Raw genomic sequence first — 19182 nt, forward strand, 5'->3', positions numbered from 1 at the left:
CAACGGGACAGAGGGGGGCACGCCACCCACCCCCACCTGCATATTTACGCTTGCCATGCATGTCTTTGCCAAGTTTTTGCATCATCGGGCCCCGATTCGTTTGCCTGCAGCAACCAATCATCCCTATGGTTGCCCCAAGCAACGAATACGGGAGGTGTGATGGCCGAGCAGGCGCAGTTCGAAGAGCTGGCGCGTCAGCTCAGTGCCGTCGGAGCCGTGAAGCGGGACCTGGGGCGGATCCTTCCGCCCGACTGCCCGACCGGCTCGGCCGCCGTGCTGACCCTGCTGGGGCGCCACGGCGACATGCGCATGAGCAAGCTCGCTGAGCTGCTCTCCGTGGACATGTCGGTCACCAGCCGGCATGTCGCGCACGTCGCCGCGCGCGGCTGGATCGAACGGCTGCCGGACCCCGCGGACAAGCGCTCGCGGATCCTGCGTCTGACACCCGCCGGGCTGGCACAGCTCGACGAGCTGTCCCGGCGCACCACGCACCTGCTCGCGGAACGGCTCGCCGACTGGACCGACGAAGAAGTCGGCCAGCTCATCCGGCTGATGACCCGCCTGCGCGACTCGTTCGGCGACTGCCGGTCCGCCTCCTCGGCGTGCCGCATCCCCGCCCCCGTGCTCGAAGAGACCACCCGTACACCCGCAAACACGTAAGCAAAGGAAGCCCATGGCAACGACCACACCAGCCGGTGTGCGGGCTCATGCCAAGCATGGGGGAGGCTCCTCGGCCGAGCACGCCCCGATGACGCACCGGCAGATCATGGAGGCGCTGTCCGGCCTGCTCCTGGGCCTGTTCGCCGCCATCCTCTCCTCGACGATCGTCACCAACGCACTGCCGACGATCATCAAGAGCATCGGCGGCGGCCAGTCCGCCTACACCTGGGTCGTCACGGCGGCACTGCTCGCCATGACCGCCTCCGTGCCGCTGTGGGGCAAGCTCGCCGACCTGGTCAGCAAGAAGGCCCTCGTCCAGATATCCCTGGTCATCTACGTCATAGGCTCGGTCGTCGCCGGTCTCGCGCAGAACCCGGCGATGCTGATCAGCGCGCGTGTCATCCAGGGCCTCGGCGCCGGCGGTCTGTCCGCCCTGGTGCAGGTCATCATGGCCGCGATGATCTCCCCGCGCGAGCGCGGCCGGTACTCCGGCTACACCGGTGCCACCTTCGCCCTCGCGACCGTCGGCGGCCCGCTGCTCGGCGGTGTCATCACCGACACCTCCTGGCTCGGCTGGCGCTACTGCCTGTTCGTCGGTATCCCCTTCGCGCTGATCGCGCTGGTCGTCCTGCAGAAGACGCTGCACCTGCCGGTCGTCAGGCGGAAGGTCAAGGTCGACTGGACCGGCGCCTTCTTCATCACCGCGGCCGCCTCGCTGCTGCTGGTCTGGGTCACCTTCGCCAACGACAAGTACGCCTGGCTGTCCTGGCAGACGTACACGATGGTGGGCGGCACGATCGTGCTGGCGCTGCTGTTCGTGTTCACCGAGACCAAGGCCGCCGAGCCGATCATCCCGCTGCGCTTCTTCCGCAACCGCACGATCACGCTGGCCTCGCTGGCCTCCCTGTTCGTCGGTGTCGGCATGTACGCGGGCACCGTGTTCTTCTCGCAGTACTTCCAGCTGGCCCGCGACAAGTCGCCGACGATGTCCGGCGTCATGACCATCCCGATGATCGGCGGCCTGTTCGTCGCGTCGATGGTCTCCGGCCGCTTCATCACCAGCACAGGCCGCTGGAAGGGCTGGCTGGTCGGCGGCGGCGTCGCCCTCACCGCGGGCCTCGCCCTGCTCGGCCTGATGCGCTACGACACCCCGTACTGGGAGCTGTCGATCTACATGGCGCTGCTCGGCATCGGTGTCGGCACGATGATGCAGAACCTGGTGCTGTCCACGCAGAACCAGGTCGCCCCGCACGAGCTGGGCGCCGCCTCCTCCGTGGTGAGCTTCTTCCGCTCCCTCGGCGGTGCGGTCGGCGTCGGCGTGCTCGGCTCGGTCATGTCCGAGCGGATCACCCACCACGCCAAGGACACGATCACCCAGCTGAGCCCGCAGGCGCAGCAGGCCGCGGCCAAGGCCGTCGGCAACAGCAACCTGCCCGACATGAACGCGCTGCCGACGCCGGTGCGCACCTGGCTGGAGGGCGCCTACGGCCACGGCATCGCGGACGTCTTCCTCTACGCGGCCCCGTTCGCGCTGATCGCGTTCATCACGGTGCTGTTCATCAAGGAGGTCCCGCTGCGGACGTCCGGCGCGCTGGCCCAGGCCGCGCAGGAGAAGAGCGTGGCGGTCACGGAAGCCGCCGCCCCCGTGGAGAGCGTGGTGACCACTGTGGAGAACGCGATGAACGCCGAGCAGCCCGCACAGCAGAAGGTGCCCAGCTGGGCCACGCCCGTCGTCTCGGACGCCTCCGCTGTTTCCCCGGCTGTCGCCACGGCCGCCGCCACGGCCGCCGCGCCGGTGGCGACCGCCGTCGCGCTCGCCGAGCCCGGCTCGGGCGGCAGCGGCGGCACCCCGGTGCACGGCTTCGTCCGCGGCGCCGAGAGCGCCCCGGTCCCGCAGGCCGCGGTCACCCTGATCTCGCTGACCGGCCGCCAGCTGGGCCGCGCGGTCGCCCAGGGCGACGGTTCCTACTCCGTCGACGCCCCGGGCACGGGCTCGTACGTCCTCATCGCCTCCGCCGACGGCTACCAGCCGCAGGCCTCCACCATCGTGGTGGGCGGCGAGCCGCTGTCGTACGACATCCTGCTCAGCGGCACCAGCGGGCTGACCGGTGTGGTCCGGGCCGCGGGCAGCGCGCTGCCGGTCAAGGACGCCATGGTGATCGTCACCGACGTCCGCGGTGACCTGCTGGCCACCGCCGCCACCGGCGAGCAGGGCCAGTTCGCCTTCACCGACCTGGTGCCGGGCACGGTCACCCTGGCCGTCAACGCGAGCGGCTTCCGGCCGCGCGCCCTGCCGATCGAGGTCGGCACCACCGGGCTCACCCGGATCGAGATCGACCTGGACGCCGGTGCCCAGCTCCAGGGTGTCGTCCGGGCCCCGCACGGCCCGCTGGCCGACGCCCGGGTGACCCTGGTCGACCAGGCCGGCAACGTGGTCGGCACCGCCACCACCGGTGCGGACGGCGCGTACGCCTTCACCGACCTGGACAGCGGCGAGTACACCGTCATCGCGACGGGCTACCCGCCGGTGGCGACGGCCCTGACCGTGGCCGGCGCCGGGGTCGACGGGCACCAGATCGAGCTCGCTCACCCCGGCGAGTAGTTCCACCCCGGCCCGTGGCACACGTACGGTCGTAGACGTCGTGCGTGTGCCACGGGCCGGTTCGCTTGAGACCAATGGGCAAGGCTTTGCAGGGAGAAAACGGGATGGGACTGACCGCGAAGATCCGTACGCGGGACGGGTGGGCCGTGTCGCACGCGGTCGTCACGGTGACCGACATGACCGGTTCGCAGGTGCTGCGCGCCGAGACGGACGCCGAGGGGACCGTACGGGACGCCACCGAGCTGGTGCCGGGGGCGTACACCGTGATCGTGACCGCCGTGGGCTACGCGCCCGCGGCCTCCTCGGCGATCGTCACCGCGAGCGGCCGGGCCGAGGTCGGCACGGTCACGCTGGCCCGGCAGGGCGGCACCGAGCTGCCGCCGCCCGGCCCCTGGACGATCGACCCGGTGCACTCCTCCGTCGCCGCGGTCGCCCAGCACCTGGGCATCTCCAGCGTGCACGGCCGGTTCGCGGAGTTCGGCGGCACGATCGAGATCGCGCCCGACGACATCGCCAAGTCCCGGGTGGAGGCCGTGATCAAGGCCGCGTCCGTCGACACGGGCAACGGCATGCGGGACACGCACCTGAAGTCCGGGGACTTCCTGGACGTCGAGCAGTACCCGGAGATCACGTACCGCTCCACGGGCCTGTCGCCGGCCGGCTCGGACCGCTGGACGGTGCACGGCGAGCTGTCCATGCACGGGATCGTGCGGCCGGTCGACCTGGACCTGGCCTACCTCGGCACCGGCGCCGACCCCTGGGGCGGCACGCGGGCCGCGTTCCGCGCGACGGCCGAGCTGCGCCGCGAGGACTTCGCCATGAACTACAACCAGGTCCTCCAGGCCGGCATCGCCGCGATCGGCACGACGCTGAAGGTCGAGCTGGACATCCAGGCGGTCCAGGGCGACTCACTGCCCCAGGCGTAGGCACAGCAGGGTCAGCCACAGGGGCGGGGGTTGCCCCTAGGCTGACTCGTCATGGCACCGAACATCGCGACCAACACCCGTGTATCGCTCGCCGAACTGCTCGACTTCGTACGCCCCCGCCATCGCGCGCTGCTCATCACGCGCCGCGCCGACGGCGGGCCGCAGGCCTCCCCGCTGACCTGCGGGGTCGACGACGCGGGCCGGATCGTCGTCTCCACCTATCCCGAGCGCGCCAAGACCCGCAACGCCCAGCGCGACCCGCGGGTCAGCGTCCTCGTCCTGAGCGACGAGTGGAACGGCCCCTGGGTCCAGGTCGACGGCACCGCCGAGGTCATCGACACCCCCGACTCCGTGGAACCGCTCGTCGAGTACTACCGCAACATCGCCGGGGAACACCCCGACTGGGACGAATACCGCGAGGCGATGCTCAAGCAGGGCAAGTCCATCATCCGCATCACCCCCGACCGCTGGGGCCCGGTGGCGACCGGAGGCTTTCCGGCGCGGCTGACCGACGACCGATGAGCACCGCCCGCCCCCACCCGACCGGCAGGGCCCCGTGGCGACCGGAGGCCTTCCCGCGCGGCCGGCCGACGAGGGATGAGGGGTGAGGAGGGGGTCAGCCGCGGCTGACCATTGCCTCGATGCCCGCGATCAGCAGGTCCAGGGCGAAGGTGAAGTCGCGGTCCAGCATCTCGGCGACCGTGTCACCGCCGCGGGCCGCCACGAGGTCCCTGGACTCCTCGATGGCCCCGGCGGTCTCCGGGGTCTCGGCCACCCTGGCCATGGCCTGCTCGTAGTACTCGTCGGCGCTCAGCCCCGTGTCCGCGATCCGGGCGCTGAAATGGCTCTCGATCGTGCCGTAGCCGTAGACGAACTGGAAGACCGCCGAGATCGCCCCCATCACCCCGTGCGCGGGCAGCCCGGCCCGGCGGACGACCCGCTGGACCACGCGTGAGAAGGCCAGCGAGTTCGGGCCGATGTTGAGATAGCTGCCCGCCAGCGGTGACAGCCAGGGATGCCGTACCAGCAGCGCCCGGTACTCGGCGGCCAGCCTGCGCAACTGCTCGCGCCAGTCCTCGCCCCCGGTGTCCGGATCGGGCAGCGGCAGCTCTCCGAAGGCGGCGTCCAGGGCGAGTTCGAGCAGGTCGTCCTTGGTGTCGACGTACCAGTACAGGGACATCGCGGTGACGTTCAGCTCGGCGGCCAGCCGCCGCATGGAGAACTTCGCCAGCCCTTCGGCGTCCAGCAGCCGTACGGACGCGTCGGTGATCCGCTTCCGGTCCAGCCCCGCGGGCTGGCCGCCGCGTCCGCTGCGCTGTGCCTTCTCCCCCTGGAACCACACGCTGCCCCGCGCCGACCGCGCACCCTGCTCCACCATCGGCGCCTCTCCCTCTGCGACTTCGGCCAAGTGGTCCAACTCTAGGGGCGCGACCGCGCCCTACGCCGCCACCCGCTCCGCCCTGCGCAGCAGCCCCGCCGCCACGAACCCCCCGGCGAGCACCGCCACCGCGCCCACCAGCTGACCGGCGCCCAGACCGGAGGACAAGGACGCCCCCGACGCGACGGACGAGCTGAGGACGGCGCCCAGAACGGCCACGCCGAGACCGTTGCCGAACTCGGCGAGGGTGCCGTTGATCCCGGCTCCCACGCCCGCCTTCTCCGGAGGGATCGCGCCCATGATGGCGTGGGCCATCGCCGGGTTGGCGATCGCGCAGCCCGCGCCGATCAGCAGCAGGCCCAGCAGCGTACCGGCGTAGCCGTTCGTGTCGATCTCGGCGATGGTCACCAGTCCCGCCGCCATCAGCACCATGCCGAGCGCGATCGACACCGGCGTGCCGAGCCTCGTGGACCACTTCGCCGCGACACCGGTGAAGTTGAGCAGCACGACCGTCAGCGCCAGCGGAGCGGTGCGCAGCCCGGCCTCCAACGGCGCGTAGCCGAGCACGAACTGCAGGTGCTGGGTGAGCAGGAACAGCGAACCGGTCATGCCGAAGCTGAGGAGTACGGCCCCCGCGACCGCACCCGTGAACCGGCGGTCCCGGAAGAAGTGCAGGTCGAGCATCGGCTCCTCGACCCTGCTCTCCCAGCGGGCGAAGGCCCCGAGCACCAGCACCGCCACGGCCGCGGTGGCGAGCACCTGCGGCGAGGTCCAGCCGTGCAGCGGGCCGGAGATGATCGCGAAGACGACCGCGGCCATGCCGACGGTGGACAGCAGCGCGCCGAGCAGGTCCGGACGGTCCCCGCGGGGGTTCTTCGACTCCGGCACGAGGGCCACGACGGCGACCAGGGCCAGCGCCGCGACCGGGATGTTGACCAGGAACATCGAGCCCCACCAGAAGTGGCCCAGCAGGAAGCCCCCGATCAGCGGGCCGGTCGCGAAGCCGAGAGCGTTGACCGCGCTCCAGATGCCGATCGCCCTGGGCTGCTCCTCGGGCGTGAAGATCTGCATCGCCACCGCGAGCGTGGTGGTCACCAGCAGCGCGCCGCCTATGCCCATGCCGGCCCGCGCGGCGATCAACTGCCCGGCGGAGTGGGAGAGTCCGGCCGTGAGCGAGCCGATGCCGAACAGGGCGAGGCCGGCGATGAGCATCTTCTTGCGGCCGTAGCGGTCGGCGGCGCTGCCCGCGGTGAGCAGCAGACCGGACTGCACCAGGGAGTACGCGTTGATCATCCACTGGATGTCCGAGGTGGCCGCGTGCAGCTCGCAGGTCAGCGAGGGGATGGCCACGTTCAGGACGGTGTTGTCGAGCAGCACGGTGAGCTGCGCGAGACAGATGACGCCGAGGATCAGCCACCGCTGGGGATGGCCTTGGGAGGTGGACATGCCGTACACCGTATAGCAGTCACTATACGGTGTACGACACATTTCCCGGCCGCTCGCTCAGCCGCTCTTCCTCTGCGTGAGGTCGTAGAAGGTGGCCGAACCGACCGTGACCTTCGTGAAGTTCTTCTGGACCCACGCGCTGATCCGCGAGGCGGCGCCGTTGCTGCTGGTACCCATGCCGGCGCCCGTGCCGCCGCCGGCGATGAAGTAGTGGATCCTGCCGTCCGCCACGTACTTCTCGAACTGCGCGAGTGTCGGGGACGGGTCGGTGCCGTTGAAGCCGCCGATCGCCATCACCGGGTCACCGGTGGCGAGCTGGTAACTGGCCGCGTTCTGGGAGCCGATGGACGCGGCGGCCCAGGTGTACTTCGAGGCATCCTGCGTCAGCAGCTTCTGGGCGGCGGAAGAGACGCTCGCGCCGTTCAGCAGGCCGCCGGCACCCATGCCGCCGCGCATGCCGCCCTCGCCCGCCCGGCCCGCGCCGGGGAAGCCGTTGCCGTTCTGCCGGTTCCGGCCCGGCATTCCCCCGCCCGGGAGGCCGTTGCCGTTCCGGCCCTGCTGACCCTGCCGGCCCTGCCCGCCGGGCATGCCACCGCCGAAGCCGCCGCGCATGCCGCCCTTGCCGGCGCCCGGACCGCCGCCGAAGCCCATCATGCCCGCGCCCGCCGGACCGGCCGTCGGGATGGAGCCGGTGTGCGCGGAGTCCACCGTGCTGAGGGTGTACGCCGTCGGACCGGCGAGCGCGGCCACGAGGCCCACCGCCGCCGCCCCGAGGGCGAGTTGCCGGGAGATCCGGCCCGCGAAGGCCAGGCCCAGCGCGGCGGTCAGACCGCCGGTCAGCACCAGCCACTTCAGCCAGGGAAGGTAGTCGGTGGTGCGGTTGAGCAGGACGTAGCCCCAGACCGCCGCCGCGACCACGGAGGCGGCCAGCGTGATCGACGCCCGCAGCTCCTGCCGCTTCTCCCACAGCAGCCCGGCGCCCATGCCGGTCACGGCCGCGAGGTAGGGGGCGAGGGCCACGGTGTAGTACTGGTGGAAGATGCCCGCCATGTAGCTGAAGACCACCAGGGTGATCAGCAGCGAGCCGCCCCAGACCAGGAACGAGGCCCGGGTGACGGACGTGCGCCGCAGCCTGCGGGTGGCCACCAGACCGGCGGCCAGGAGGATCAGCGCGGCCGGCAGCAGCCAGGAGATCTGGCCGCCGATCTCGGAGTCGAACATCCGGTCCCAGCCGGTCTCCCCCCACTGGCCGGTGCCGCCCGCGCCGCCCATGCCGCCGACGCTGCCGGTCTCGTCGCCGTTGATCCGGCCGAGGCCGTTGTAGCCGAAGGTCAGCTCCAGGAAGCTGTTGTGCTGCGAACCGCCGATGTAGGGGCGCGAGGAGGCCGGCCACAGTTCGACGATCGCGACCCACCAGCCGCCCGCGACGACGAGCGCGAGGGTGGCGGCGGCCAGCTGGGCGAACCGCTTCCTCACCGGGACCGGGGCGCACACCGCGTACACGGTCGCCAGCGGCGGCAGGATCAGGAACGCCTGGAGCGTCTTGGCGAGGAAGGCGAAGCCGACCGCGGCCCCGGCCCACACCAGCCACCTCGTCCGGTCGTCCTCCACGGCCCGTACGACGAAGTAGCAGGCCAGCGCCATCAGCAGGGCCAGCATCGCGTCCGGGTTGTCGAACCGGAACATCAGCGCGGCGACGGGGGTGAGCGCGAGCACCGCGCCCGCGATCAGACCGGCGACGGGGCTGAACCGGCGCCGTACGCCCGCGTGGACCACCGCGACCGAGCCCACGCCCATCAGCACCTCGGGCGTGAGGATCGCCCACGAGTTCAGGCCGAAGACCCGGACCGACAGCTCCATCGGCCACAGGAACGCCGACGGCTTGTCCACGGTGATGGCGTTGCCCGCGTCCAGCGAGCCGAAGAAGAACGCCTTCCAGGACCTGCTGCCCGCCTGGACGGCCGCCGAGTAGAAGGAGTTGGCGTAGCCGGAGGCGCTGAGGCCGTAGAGGTAGAGGGCCAGGGTGGCGGCCAGCAGGCCGAGGAGGGCCGGGCGGGCCCAGCGAGGGTCCTCGGGCCGGCCGTGCCACAGCCGGTGGAAGAAGGGCCGCCGGGGCTCACCGGCCCGCAGGGCCGGCGGGGGAGCCATGGCGGACGGCAGCCACGCGGCCGTACCGCTCTGCTGGTCGACGCTCATCGGGGGTCCCTCGGATCGGTGTCGTGGGGGCGCACCGGCTGCAACCGCAGGGTGGCGTCCGGCCAGGTGCCGTCCCCGGCTTCGTACGGCTGCCGGTGCGGCAGCGGCGGGTACGGGGTGTGCCCGGCGACCACGGTCGAAACAGAACCGGGACCGGAGCCGGGGCCCGGACCCGGGCCGGAGTCGCCGCGGTCCGGGAAGACCCAGGCGCGGAAGAGCAGGAAGCGCAGCACGGTCGCGGCGAGGTTGGCGGCGATGAGCACCGCCAGCTCGGTGGAGTGCGCCGGGTTGGAGCCGGCCGCGTTCAGGGCGGCCAGCGAGCCGCTGGTCAGGACGAGACCGATGCCGAAGACGACCAGGCCCTGCGCCTGGTGCCGGACGGCGCCGCCCCGGCCGCGCACCCCGAAGGTGAGCCGCCGGTTGGCGGCCGTGTTGGCGACCGCCGAGACCAGCAGGGCGAACGCGTTGGCGACCTGGGAGCCGGAGAACTGCCGGAAGAGGCTGTAGAGCAGCAGGTAGAAGAGGGTGGACAGGACCCCGACGGCGACGAAGCCGACGAGCTGGCGGGCCAGGCCCTTGGGCACGTCCTGGATGTCGCGGTCGCGCGGGTCGTCGCCGAACGGCCGGGTGAGCCGGTCCAGCGACAGCGAACCGGTGGCCAGGGCCTTGCCGACCCGCCAGACGCCCTTGAGGTCGTCGGTCGCGGTCTTCACGATGTGCACGGTGGAGTCGGGGTCGTCGACCCAGTCCACCGGCACCTCGTGGATCCGCAGGCCGGCCCGCTCGGCGAGCACCAGCATCTCGGTGTCGAAGAACCAGCCGGTGTCCTCCACCAGTGGCAGCAGCACCTGGGCCACATCGCGCCGGATGGCCTTGAAGCCGCACTGGGCGTCCGAGAAGCGGGCCTGCAGCGAGCCGCGCAGGATCAGGTTGTAGGTGCGGCTGATGAACTCCCGCTTCGGGCCGCGCACCACGCGCGAGCTGCGGGCGAGCCGGGAGCCGATCGCGAGGTCGGAGTGGCCCGAGATCAGCGGCGCCACCAGCGGCAGCAGGGCGTTGAGGTCGGTGGACAGATCGACGTCCATGTAGGCGAGGATCGGCGCGTCGGACGCGGACCACACGGTCGCGAGGGCCCGGCCGCGGCCCTTCTGTTCCAGGCGGAAGTGGCTGACCTCAGGGATCTCCTGCTCCAGGCGCGCCGCCACCTGGGGGGTGGTGTCCGTCGACGCGTTGTCCGCGACGGTGATGCGGAACGCGTACGGGAACGTGCGCTTGAGGTGGTCGTGCAGTCTACGGACGCACGGCTGGAGGTCCTTCTCCTCGTTGTAGACGGGGATCACTACGTCCAGGACAGGCGTACCGGCGGCTGCGGCCGGGAGGTGCTCCCGCGCCGGCAGAGTGCCGGGAGAAGAGTCGGTTCGCATGGAACCGACTCAACTCAGGCCCCCTGTCGCACCCATGTGGTGGCACTGTGCTGCGCCTGTGAAAGCGATTGCCACTCCGTTTCGGGGGCCGGCCGGGGGCTGGCCGGAGCAAGCGCCGGCAGACGCACGGTGAACACGGTCCGCCCGGGCACGCTGTCCACGGTCACCGCACCGCCGTGCGCGGTCGCGACGGCCTGCACGATGGCCAGCCCGAGCCCGGTGGACCCGGTGGCACGCGAGCGCGCGGAGTCGCCGCGCGCGAACCGCTCGAAGACGTGCGGCAGCAACTCGGGCGGAATCCCCTGCCCGTTGTCCTCGACGTCGACGCACATCCAGGCTCCGCGCCGCCGCACGCGCGCGGTGACGGTCGTCCCCGGTGGCGTGTGTTTGCGGGCGTTGCCGAGCAGGTTGACCAGCACCTGCTGGACGCGGGCCGCGTCCGCCGACACGAGCGCGGGTTCGTCGGGCAGGTCGAGGCGCCAGTTGTGGTCCATGCCGGCCGCGCGGGAGTCGCTGACGGTGTCCACGACGAGCGGCACGAGATCGGTCTGCTCGAACTGGAGCGGCCGTCCGGCGTCGAGCCGGGCGAGCAGCAGGAGGTCCTCGACGAGGAGGGTCATCCGGCCCGCCTCGGACTCGATCCTGCCGAGGGCGTGCCGGGTGTCGGGCCCGACCTGTTCGCGTCCGCGCCTGGTCAGCTCGGCGTAGCCGCGGATCGACGCGAGCGGCGTGCGCAGCTCGTGGCTGGCGTCGGCGACGAACTGCCGTACCCGCGTCTCGCTCTGCTGCCGGGCGTGCAGGGCGCCGTGCACATGGTCGAGCATACGGTTGAGCGCGGCGCCGACCTGGCCGACCTCGGTGTGCGGATCGCACTCGGACTCCGGGACCCGCTCGCTGAGCTTCACCTCGCCGGTGTGCAGCGGGAGTTCGGAGACGTGGGTGGCGGTGCCCGCGACCTTGCGCAGGGGGCGGGTGGCGACACCGACGAGCACGAAACCGGCGATACCGGCGGCCACGAGACCGGCCACGGTGACCAGGACCTCGATCAGGATCAGCGCGTTGATGTTGTCGTCGACGTCCTGGGTCGGCAGGGCGACGTAGAAGGCGTCACTGCCGTCCCGGCTCGTCATGTACTTGACGAGGTAGTCCCCGAGCCCGGGGATCTCCACGACGTGTGAATCATTGTCCTTGGCCACGGAGTTCAGGACGTTCTTCTGCGCCGTGTTCAGGCCGTCGGCCTTCATCTGCTTGAAGAAGCCGGTGGTGTAGTTCTGCTGTTCCGCGACGGCCGCGCTCACGATCGAGCCGCTCCGCACGTACGCGGCGATGGTCTTCGGCTGCGTCGGGCCCTTGGTGAGCAGGTTGACGACCTTCTCGCCCGGCGTGGTGTCGTCGGCCGGGGAGGAGCCCGGACCGCCGAGACCGCTCAGGTTCCCGTCGCCGCCGTCCGGCAGCTGCGGATGGCCGACCGCGCGCATGCCGATGTCCCTCACCTTGAAGTCCAGCTGCTGGTACAGATGCTGGCGCAGCGCGAGCGTGGTGACCGTGCCGATCACCGCGCACACCACCGCGATCAGCACCACCGACGCGACGACGAGCCGGGTCCGCAGAGTGCGCGGCTGCCCGGCGCGTCGCCGCTGCCGCTGCTGCCGCTTCGGTTGGCCCTGTTGCTGCTGTTTCCTCTGCGGGGCCGGCCGTCGTCGCCTGCTCATGACACGGCGGGTTTGATGAGGTAACCGGCCCCACGCCGCGTGTGGATCATCGGCTCGCGTCCGGCGTCGATCTTCCGCCGCAGGTACGAGATGTACAGCTCGACCACGTTGGCCTGTCCGCCGAAGTCGTACGACCACACGCGGTCCAGGATCTGCGCCTTGCTGAGCACGCGCCGCGGGTTGCGCATGAGGAAGCGCAGCAGCTCGAACTCGGTGGCGGTGAGGTGGATGTTGTCACCGGCCCGCGACACCTCGTGGCTGTCCTCGTCCAGGGTCAGGTCCCCGACGACGAGCACCGAGTCGGAGCGCCGGTCGGCGGCACCGGACCGGCGGATGAGCCCTCGCAACCGCGCCACGACCTCCTCCAGGCTGAACGGCTTGGTGACGTAGTCGTCCCCGCCCGCGGTGAGCCCGGCGATCCGGTCCTCGACGGCGTCCTTGGCGGTCAGGAACAGGACGGGCACGTCCGGCAGTTCGCGGCGCATCCGGCCGAGGACGGCGAGCCCGTCCATGTCGGGCAGCATCATGTCCAGGACGACGGCGTCGGGCCGGAACTCCCGGGCGGTCTGTATCGCGCCCTGCCCGTCGCCCGCGCTCCTGATCTGCCAGCCCTCGTAACGAAGGGCCATGCTCAGCAGTTCGGTGATCGACAGCTCGTCGTCCACCACAAGCACGCGGACGGGGCTCCCGTCCGGCCTCAGCAGTTCGGTGCGCCCCTGGGGCGAGGTCGTGGTCATGGTGCACACCTTGTCCGGGCCCTCTGAGAAGACGCTTTCCGCAATCTGTGATTTGCCTGAGAAACGCACAGGCGGCTCTCAGGCGGCACCTGGGAAGCGCCCCGGCGTCAGGCCCCCCGTGCGAAGGCGTGACTGTGCTCGACACGGGCGATGTGAATCGTGTACCGCTCGTACCACCGCTCCCGTCCGTGCCGCTTGGCGTCGAGGTGCTCCGGATGGTCCCGCCACCGCTCGATCCCGGCCGGATCCCGGAAGTAGGCCACGGATACGGCGAGTCCGCCCGGCCCCGGGCTGTGGGCGAAGTCCTCTCCGAGGAAGCCGGGGATCTCCCGGACGAGACGCGAGAGCCGGGCGGCGGTCCGCTCGTACGCACCGGGTTCGTCGTCGCCGCGGCGTACGGAGGTGAACACGACGGCGTAGTAAGGGGGTTCGTGGGCGGGAGTGGGAACGACAGTGGTGTCGGGTTGTTCGCTCATGACGACAACCGTCGGCGCACGCCCTGCCGCGTGTCCATGGATCTTGCCGAAGGGGATCCGTCCGGGATCCGATTCTTTACGTTCGGTTTCTTTACGTTCGGTCAGAACAACATGTCCGGCTCCTGTCTGAACTCCCGCACGGGAAATCCGAGTCGGAGCTCCCGGGACTCGCCCGGCACCAGCCCCCACCCCGCCATCAGCCGGGTGTCCAGCACGACGACCCCGCGCCCGCCGACCGCCAGATGCAGGTCGGGCCCGGCGGCGGCGACCAGGTTCCCGGTCACGGTGCCGCCCGGCGCCAGCTCCACGACCTCACCGAACGCACCCGGCGCCCGGTCGAGCCCGAACACGCCGAGATGATCGGTGACCCGGCACTCGGCGGGCCGCAGCGACTCCGGCCAGGCCGGGAGCGCCACGGCCCGCGCATGCAGCTCCCGCACCTCGGCGGCGCGCTCCGCCGCGGCCTTCGGCAGCGCCGCCCGCACCGCCCGCTTCTCCGCGTACGGAATCCGGTCCGGCACCCGCAGCGCGGCCCGCAACAGCTCCTCGGTGCGCCGGGCGGCCATCAGCGGGCCGGTGCCGAGCCAGCTGAAACAGACGGCACCCTGCTCCAGCAGCCGGGCGTCCCCGCGCTCGGCCGCGGTGATCCCGACCTTGACCAGTCCGGGTCCGAACCATGCCAGATACACCCGGTACGGCCGGGGGTCGTCGGCGATCGTGTCGGCGGCCACGGAGTGGGCCCGGTCCAGCCGGGCACACTCCTCGCACCGGGCCCCCGTGCTCCTGCCCGGCATGCCGGCCCGCACCGGGCAGCTGTTCCCCCGCGCCCCGACGCAGGTCCGCACCCCGCCCTCGGGCACGGCGAAGGAGACCCGCTTCCCCCACACCGGCACGCTGCGCCGCCCACCGTCCCAGACCAGCACCGGCCCGTCCGCCGACCAGCGCAGTCCCGAGCATCTCCATTCACGTGCCATCCCTCCCGAGAGTAGGGGGAGGGTCTGACAGCGGGCCGGGAGCGGCCGACGTCAGAGCACGCGGTGCGCACACCGTACGAGCGGCCACCCCTGCGACAACCGGACGGTTCGACTCCCCCACCCTCCAACTTGTCCAGACACCTTTTCTCCACGGATCGATCCATCGTTGTTCGCGTCGATGTTCTTTCCGCCGTACCGGTGAGTACCTAGAGTCTGTCGCGCTGTCATGGACGCGCCCCGATCGTCGGCCGCACACCGGCCGGCCGGGGCCCCCTCCCCCTTCCTCCTGGAGAGCGCATGGTCTCGCGTCGTACCGCTACCGCCCTCACCTCCGCGGCGGCGGCCCTGCTGCTCGGCGCCGGCGGCTACACGGCCCCCGCCGCGAGCGCGGCCACCGGCACCAACCTGTCGGTGTTCGCCTGGAACGTCGACCTCGGCACCCCGATCGTCGACACGACCCAGAACGAGAAGGCGGCCCAGCGCACCCCGGTCATCGAGTCGATCATCCGCAAGCACAGCGCGGACGTGGTCGTGCTGGACGAGGACTTCAACAACACCTCGACCGCCGACATCACCAGCAAGCTCGCCGACCTGTACCCGTACCACACCCCGGTCGTCGGCCAGACGTGCTCCGGCGGCGGCTGGAACGGCATCAGCGGCGACTGCTCCAACTCGCTGTTCGTCATCAACGGCGGCACGATGATCCTCTCCAAGTACCCGATCACCGCCCAGTACGCCCACGTCTTCAGCAACTCGACCTACGGCACCTGGGACTACCACGCCAACAAGGGCGCGGCGCTGGCGCAGATCGACAAGGGCGGGGTGAGGAGCTGGGTCGTCGGCACCCATCTCCAGGCCGACGAGTCCGACACCTCCACCGACACCACCCAGGCCACCCGCCTCGCCCAGCTCAAGGAGATCCGCTCCTGGGCGGACGGCATCGCCGGCACCAGCGGTCCGGTGCTGATCGGCGGCGACATGAACGTGGAGTACTACGGCGGCCAGTCGCGCGGCGACTACGCCAATGCCCAGAGCGCGGTGAACGGCGTCCTCGGCACCCCCGCCACCGACTCCTCCCAGAGCCTGCGGACCATGGACTGCCCGGTCTCCGCCTGGTGCCAGTACATGTCCGGCGTCGAGTCCTTCCCGAAGGACTACCGCGACGACCTCGACTACATCGGCTACCTGAACGCCACCGGCCGCCCGGTCCCGGCCGCGGTGTCCACGGTCAAGGTCGACTTCGACCCGCAGTCCGGCTGGACCACCGGCCAGACCGACACCAACGCCCCCAGCGACCACTACCCGGTCGAGGCGACGTTCCAGCTGAACTAGGGGGCACGACGCCGGCCGCCCCGGAACTCTCGGGGCCGCCGGCGTCCCGTCGGTGCCGGTGGCCGTTCGGCCCTGTGGGGGTGCCGTTCGGCCCTACCGCCCCGGGCCGGGGCCGACCAGTCTGGTCAGACCGGCAAGGGAGGTCGTCATGGATGACCGCGACTTCCAGGCGCATGGCCTGATCGACGAGTTCTTCGACCGGAGTCTGCCCGTGGACGACGGGGCCGGCCCCCGCTGGCGCGAGCGCGGACAACTCGACCCGCTCACCGTCGCCCAGATCCGCATGTGGGCCGCCAACCGCACCCTTGCCGCGTTCAGACCCGGCAGGTCCGACACCGCGCGGGCCCTCCGGGAGGTCGAACGCAACTCGCTGGACCGGTGGCTCACCGACCGGGGCTTCATCTCACCGACGTGACGACGGGCCGTCCCACTCATCCCAGCCGTCCCAGCCGTCTCACCCATCCCAGCCGTCTCAGGCGTGTCAGGCGTCTTCGAAGACGAAGAGTGGTTTGGCGCCGTGTGCGGGTGTTTCGGCGAGCGAGACGGCCTCGGCGAAGCGTTCGAGCGGGAACGGCCGGCCCGGCGGGACGCTCAGGACCCCGTCGGCGACAAGACCGCGAACGCGGGACAGCGACCGCAGCACGTCCTCGGGCGGGACGGCGGCGAACCAGCGGTTCAGCCAGAAGCCACGGACCGCTTTGGTCTCGTAGATGACCGAGCGTGCCTGCAGCGGGATCGTCAGCGCAGCCGGATCGGTCTGCCGATGCGTGGAGAGCGCGCCGTAGACCACGACCTCTCCGCCCGGCGCCAGCGCCCGGGACGCCTGGGCACCCACCTCGCCCGCGACACAGTCGACGGCCTTGCGCACACCGGCCGGTCCGGCGATCTCCGCCACACGCCGCACCAGGTCCTCGTCCTGCGTGCAAACGACCTCGTCACCGCCGAGCGCCGTGATCTCCTCGACGGCAGTACGCCGCCGCACCACATTGATCGTGCGCACACCCAGATGCCCGGACAGTTGGATGACGAGCCGGCCGACGGTGGAACCCGCGGCCGTCTGCAGCAGCCATTCACCGGGCTGTACGTCGAGTTCGCGCGTCACGAGGAGCAGCGCCGTCAACGGGTTGACGACGAGTTGGCAGGCGCTGGAGTCGCTCAGCCGGTCGGGAACCGGCAGGAGCCTCCGTGTGTCGGCGACAAGGTATTCCTGCCACGTCCCGGCCACCGGGGGTCCGGGCACCGCCGGGACGGCGGCGACCACCACACGCTCGCCGATCGGCGGTCCCCCGGTGTCCGGGCCCAGGGCCTCGATGCGGCCCACGCATTCCATGCGGCCACCGACAGCGGGGAACTCGGGGGAGAAACCGTAGCGGCCACGCAGTACGTGCAGATCACTGGCGTGGACCGGCGTCGCCTTCACACGGATCAACGCCTGACCGGCTTGCGGCGCGGGAACGGGCCGGGACTCCAGCCGCAGCACCTCGGCAGGCTCACCGACCTCTACGGCGACGAGCGCGCGCATGGATCGAGGCATGAGTGACCTCGCACTGCTCTGCGTTCGAACGACGAATCCGTCATTGCACGTCCGTCATCTCACGCTACGCCCGACCCCGGAAGGATTCCCGGCGGCGGTTCCTGAGTCCTTCAGCTCTTCAGGTCGAGGGAGATCAGGTGCATGCCCCCAGGCCCGCCCAGAACCCCGCCAGTTGTCTTCCTACGACGGCCGCACAAGCCGCGGCTGCGGCCATGGCAAGCACGGACGGCAGACGCAACGTCGTGGTACCGGACCCGAACCACTCGAAGAGGACGTGCAGGCGATGCCGGAGACCGGAACAAACACTTCAGCAAAAGCCAGAGGCCCCGTGGATCTCTCCACGGGGCCTCTGATCTATGTGCACTCGGCAGGATTCGAACCTGCAACCTTCTGATCCGTAGTCAGATGCTCTATCCGTTAAGCTACGAGTGCTTGTTCTTTTGTTCTTGTCTTCGTTTCGGTCCTTTCGGCCCGTCCCGGCGACAGGAAGAACATTACATGACTGCCGCCGCCATGTGAAATCCGTTCCCCCCACCCCACCTGACCTGCGAAAACGGCAAACAGGGGCAGTGGGCGACGATGATCCGGGAACGCCGAAGCCCCGGTCCTGAGGACCGGGGCTTCGGGTTCGGTGCGGAGGCGGAGGGATTTGAACCCTCGATGGGCTTTAAGGCCCAAACCGCATTAGCAGTGCGGCGCCATAGACCGGACTAGGCGACGCCTCCAGCACAACCGCTCACGCGAGCGCGCGAGTGGTGCGTGCAGATGATGACACAGCCTCGCGGCCTGTCACCAATCGAGCTCCACGGTACTAGGCACGGGGGCCGCAGGGCAAAGGGCTTCCGCCCGGCGGGGCGCAACGTCCTGACGGCACAGCCGTTGGGCAGGGCATGGTCTTTCTCTCTCGACGGGGGTCACGCGTCCCCCTCCGGCACGGGCGCCGCGACGGCGCGCACCCCGTCCTCGCCGTGTCCTGCGCCGTGTCCTCCCTCACCGCCGTCTCGGCCCTGGTCTCCCTCGCCGCCGTACCCGCCGTCGCGGCGCCCGGCGGGCCGCCGCCCGTGCGGCCCGAGGACCGGGCCGGGGACCATCTGACCGTCGCCGTGGCGCACGCCGGGTCCGGGAAGGACGGGACGTACGAACTGTTCTGTCATCCGGACGGCGGAAGCCACCTGGACCCGGCCGGGACCTGCCGGGCGCTGGACGGGACGACGGAATGGGGGCGGGACCCCTTCGCCCCGGTGCCCCCCGGCTCCGTCTGCACCATGATCTACGGCGGTCCGGCCACCGCCCATGTCACCGGCACCTGGGCCGGCCGGCCCGTCGACGCCGTGTACGACCGCAGCAACGGGTGCGAGATCGGGCGGTGGGACCGGATGGTGCCGCTGCTGCCCGGTCTGGGATCGGCGTAGGGGGTGTCGTTCGGATCATGCCGGCGTCGCGGGCCCTGGCACGTGCGTCCGGCCCCGCTCGTCACGGCCGGCCTGGTCCCGACGACACCCCATAGCCGTCCGCCGGCGGCCCGGCGCGCGGAAGTCGCCGCGGTGCCCGCCGTGCCTCCCGGTCGGATCACTCCCGCGTCACCCAGGCCGTACCGGTGGTAAAGGTCCCGCGAAGGTCTTGCGGAGCCGGGCCGGAGCCAGAGGCGGAGCCGGGCCGGAGCCGGGGGCCCGGCCGGTGGTCGTGCACAGGTTCGGTGTCACTTCCTCGTGGGACCTCCCTCTCATCCGGCGCCGCGAGCGCAACACGTGCGCATAGACTCCCTCGCGTGACACGTCGCGGGCC

At 71.1% G+C, this 19182-nt stretch carries 16 protein-coding genes and 2 tRNA genes; 7 read left to right on the plus strand and 11 right to left on the minus strand.

What is annotated here, in order from left to right; all coding sequences use genetic code 11:
- The first annotated feature begins 159 nt into the window (after positions 1-159).
- The 4 genes from BIV25_RS38910 to BIV25_RS38925 all read left to right on the plus strand — a co-directional run bounded on the left by BIV25_RS38910 (position 160) and on the right by BIV25_RS38925 (position 4710).
- Entirely contained in the window at positions 160-660 is a 501-nt protein-coding gene (locus BIV25_RS38910; RefSeq protein WP_071377277.1) for a MarR family winged helix-turn-helix transcriptional regulator, read from the plus strand.
- A 13-nt stretch (positions 661-673) separates the two neighbouring features.
- Positions 674-3262 carry an MFS transporter gene (locus BIV25_RS38915; RefSeq protein ID WP_107486602.1) on the plus strand — a complete coding sequence of 863 codons (2589 nt, stop codon included), beginning with the start codon at positions 674-676 and terminating at the stop codon, positions 3260-3262.
- Positions 3263-3366: 104 nt separating this feature from the next.
- Positions 3367-4188: a YceI family protein gene (locus BIV25_RS38920; RefSeq protein WP_071377279.1), complete on the plus strand. Its 822-nt coding sequence runs from the start codon at positions 3367-3369 to the stop codon at positions 4186-4188.
- Positions 4189-4239: 51 nt separating this feature from the next.
- Positions 4240-4710, plus strand: coding sequence for a PPOX class F420-dependent oxidoreductase (locus BIV25_RS38925; RefSeq protein WP_071377280.1), 471 nt, complete (start codon positions 4240-4242; stop codon positions 4708-4710).
- 94 nt (positions 4711-4804) lie between these two features.
- Here the strand turns inward: BIV25_RS38925 and BIV25_RS38930 are convergent, their stop codons facing one another.
- The 8 genes from BIV25_RS38930 to BIV25_RS38965 form a co-directional block, all read right to left on the minus strand.
- Positions 4805-5566, minus strand: coding sequence for a TetR/AcrR family transcriptional regulator (locus BIV25_RS38930; RefSeq protein ID WP_177235575.1), 762 nt, complete (start codon positions 5564-5566; stop codon positions 4805-4807).
- Between the two features lie 60 nt (positions 5567-5626).
- Entirely contained in the window at positions 5627-7012 is a 1386-nt protein-coding gene (locus BIV25_RS38935; RefSeq protein WP_177235571.1) for an MFS transporter, read from the minus strand.
- A 57-nt stretch (positions 7013-7069) separates the two neighbouring features.
- Positions 7070-9208, minus strand: a complete 2139-nt coding sequence (locus BIV25_RS38940) for a glycosyltransferase family 39 protein (RefSeq protein ID WP_177235572.1) — start codon at positions 9206-9208, stop codon at positions 7070-7072.
- A complete protein-coding gene (locus tag BIV25_RS38945) occupies positions 9205-10632 on the minus strand; it encodes a bifunctional glycosyltransferase family 2/GtrA family protein (protein WP_071377282.1) in 1428 nt (475 codons plus the stop codon). The genes BIV25_RS38940 and BIV25_RS38945 overlap by 4 nt, the downstream gene beginning before the upstream one ends.
- A gap of 14 nt (positions 10633-10646) precedes the next feature.
- A complete protein-coding gene (locus tag BIV25_RS38950; protein WP_177235573.1) occupies positions 10647-12344 on the minus strand; it encodes a cell wall metabolism sensor histidine kinase WalK in 1698 nt (565 codons plus the stop codon).
- The gene (locus BIV25_RS38955; protein ID WP_071377284.1) at positions 12341-13081 is read right to left on the minus strand and encodes a response regulator transcription factor; all 741 of its coding nucleotides are present in this window, start codon (positions 13079-13081) and stop codon (positions 12341-12343) included. Before BIV25_RS38955 ends, BIV25_RS38950 begins: the two co-directional genes overlap by 4 nt.
- Positions 13082-13188: 107 nt before the next feature.
- Entirely contained in the window at positions 13189-13557 is a 369-nt protein-coding gene (locus BIV25_RS38960) for an antibiotic biosynthesis monooxygenase (protein ID WP_071377285.1), read from the minus strand.
- 101 nt (positions 13558-13658) lie between these two features.
- The gene (locus BIV25_RS38965; protein ID WP_079177166.1) at positions 13659-14531 is read right to left on the minus strand and encodes a DUF2797 domain-containing protein; all 873 of its coding nucleotides are present in this window, start codon (positions 14529-14531) and stop codon (positions 13659-13661) included.
- Positions 14532-14828: 297 nt separating this feature from the next.
- Between BIV25_RS38965 and BIV25_RS38970 the strand changes: the two genes are divergently transcribed.
- Positions 14829-15863 carry a sphingomyelin phosphodiesterase gene (locus BIV25_RS38970; RefSeq protein ID WP_071377286.1) on the plus strand — a complete coding sequence of 345 codons (1035 nt, stop codon included), beginning with the start codon at positions 14829-14831 and terminating at the stop codon, positions 15861-15863.
- Between the two features lie 148 nt (positions 15864-16011).
- Entirely contained in the window at positions 16012-16278 is a 267-nt protein-coding gene (locus BIV25_RS38975) for a hypothetical protein (protein ID WP_071377287.1), read from the plus strand.
- 66 nt (positions 16279-16344) lie between these two features.
- Here BIV25_RS38975 and BIV25_RS38980 read toward each other — a convergent pair whose 3' ends face one another.
- The 3 genes from BIV25_RS38980 to BIV25_RS38990 form a co-directional block, all read right to left on the minus strand.
- A complete protein-coding gene (locus tag BIV25_RS38980; protein WP_071377288.1) occupies positions 16345-17385 on the minus strand; it encodes a zinc-dependent alcohol dehydrogenase family protein in 1041 nt (346 codons plus the stop codon).
- Between the two features lie 371 nt (positions 17386-17756).
- Positions 17757-17829: transfer RNA gene (locus tag BIV25_RS38985), tRNA-Arg, on the minus strand.
- A 202-nt stretch (positions 17830-18031) separates the two neighbouring features.
- Positions 18032-18122: transfer RNA gene (locus BIV25_RS38990), tRNA-Ser, on the minus strand.
- A gap of 243 nt (positions 18123-18365) precedes the next feature.
- On the opposite strand from BIV25_RS38990, the gene BIV25_RS38995 reads away from it, so the two are divergent.
- Positions 18366-18809, plus strand: a complete 444-nt coding sequence (locus BIV25_RS38995; protein WP_071377289.1) for an SSI family serine proteinase inhibitor — start codon at positions 18366-18368, stop codon at positions 18807-18809.
- Positions 18810-19182 lie beyond the last annotated feature (373 nt).

Source organism: Streptomyces sp. MUSC 14 (genome assembly GCF_001866675.1).
Taxonomy (GTDB): domain Bacteria; phylum Actinomycetota; class Actinomycetes; order Streptomycetales; family Streptomycetaceae; genus Streptomyces.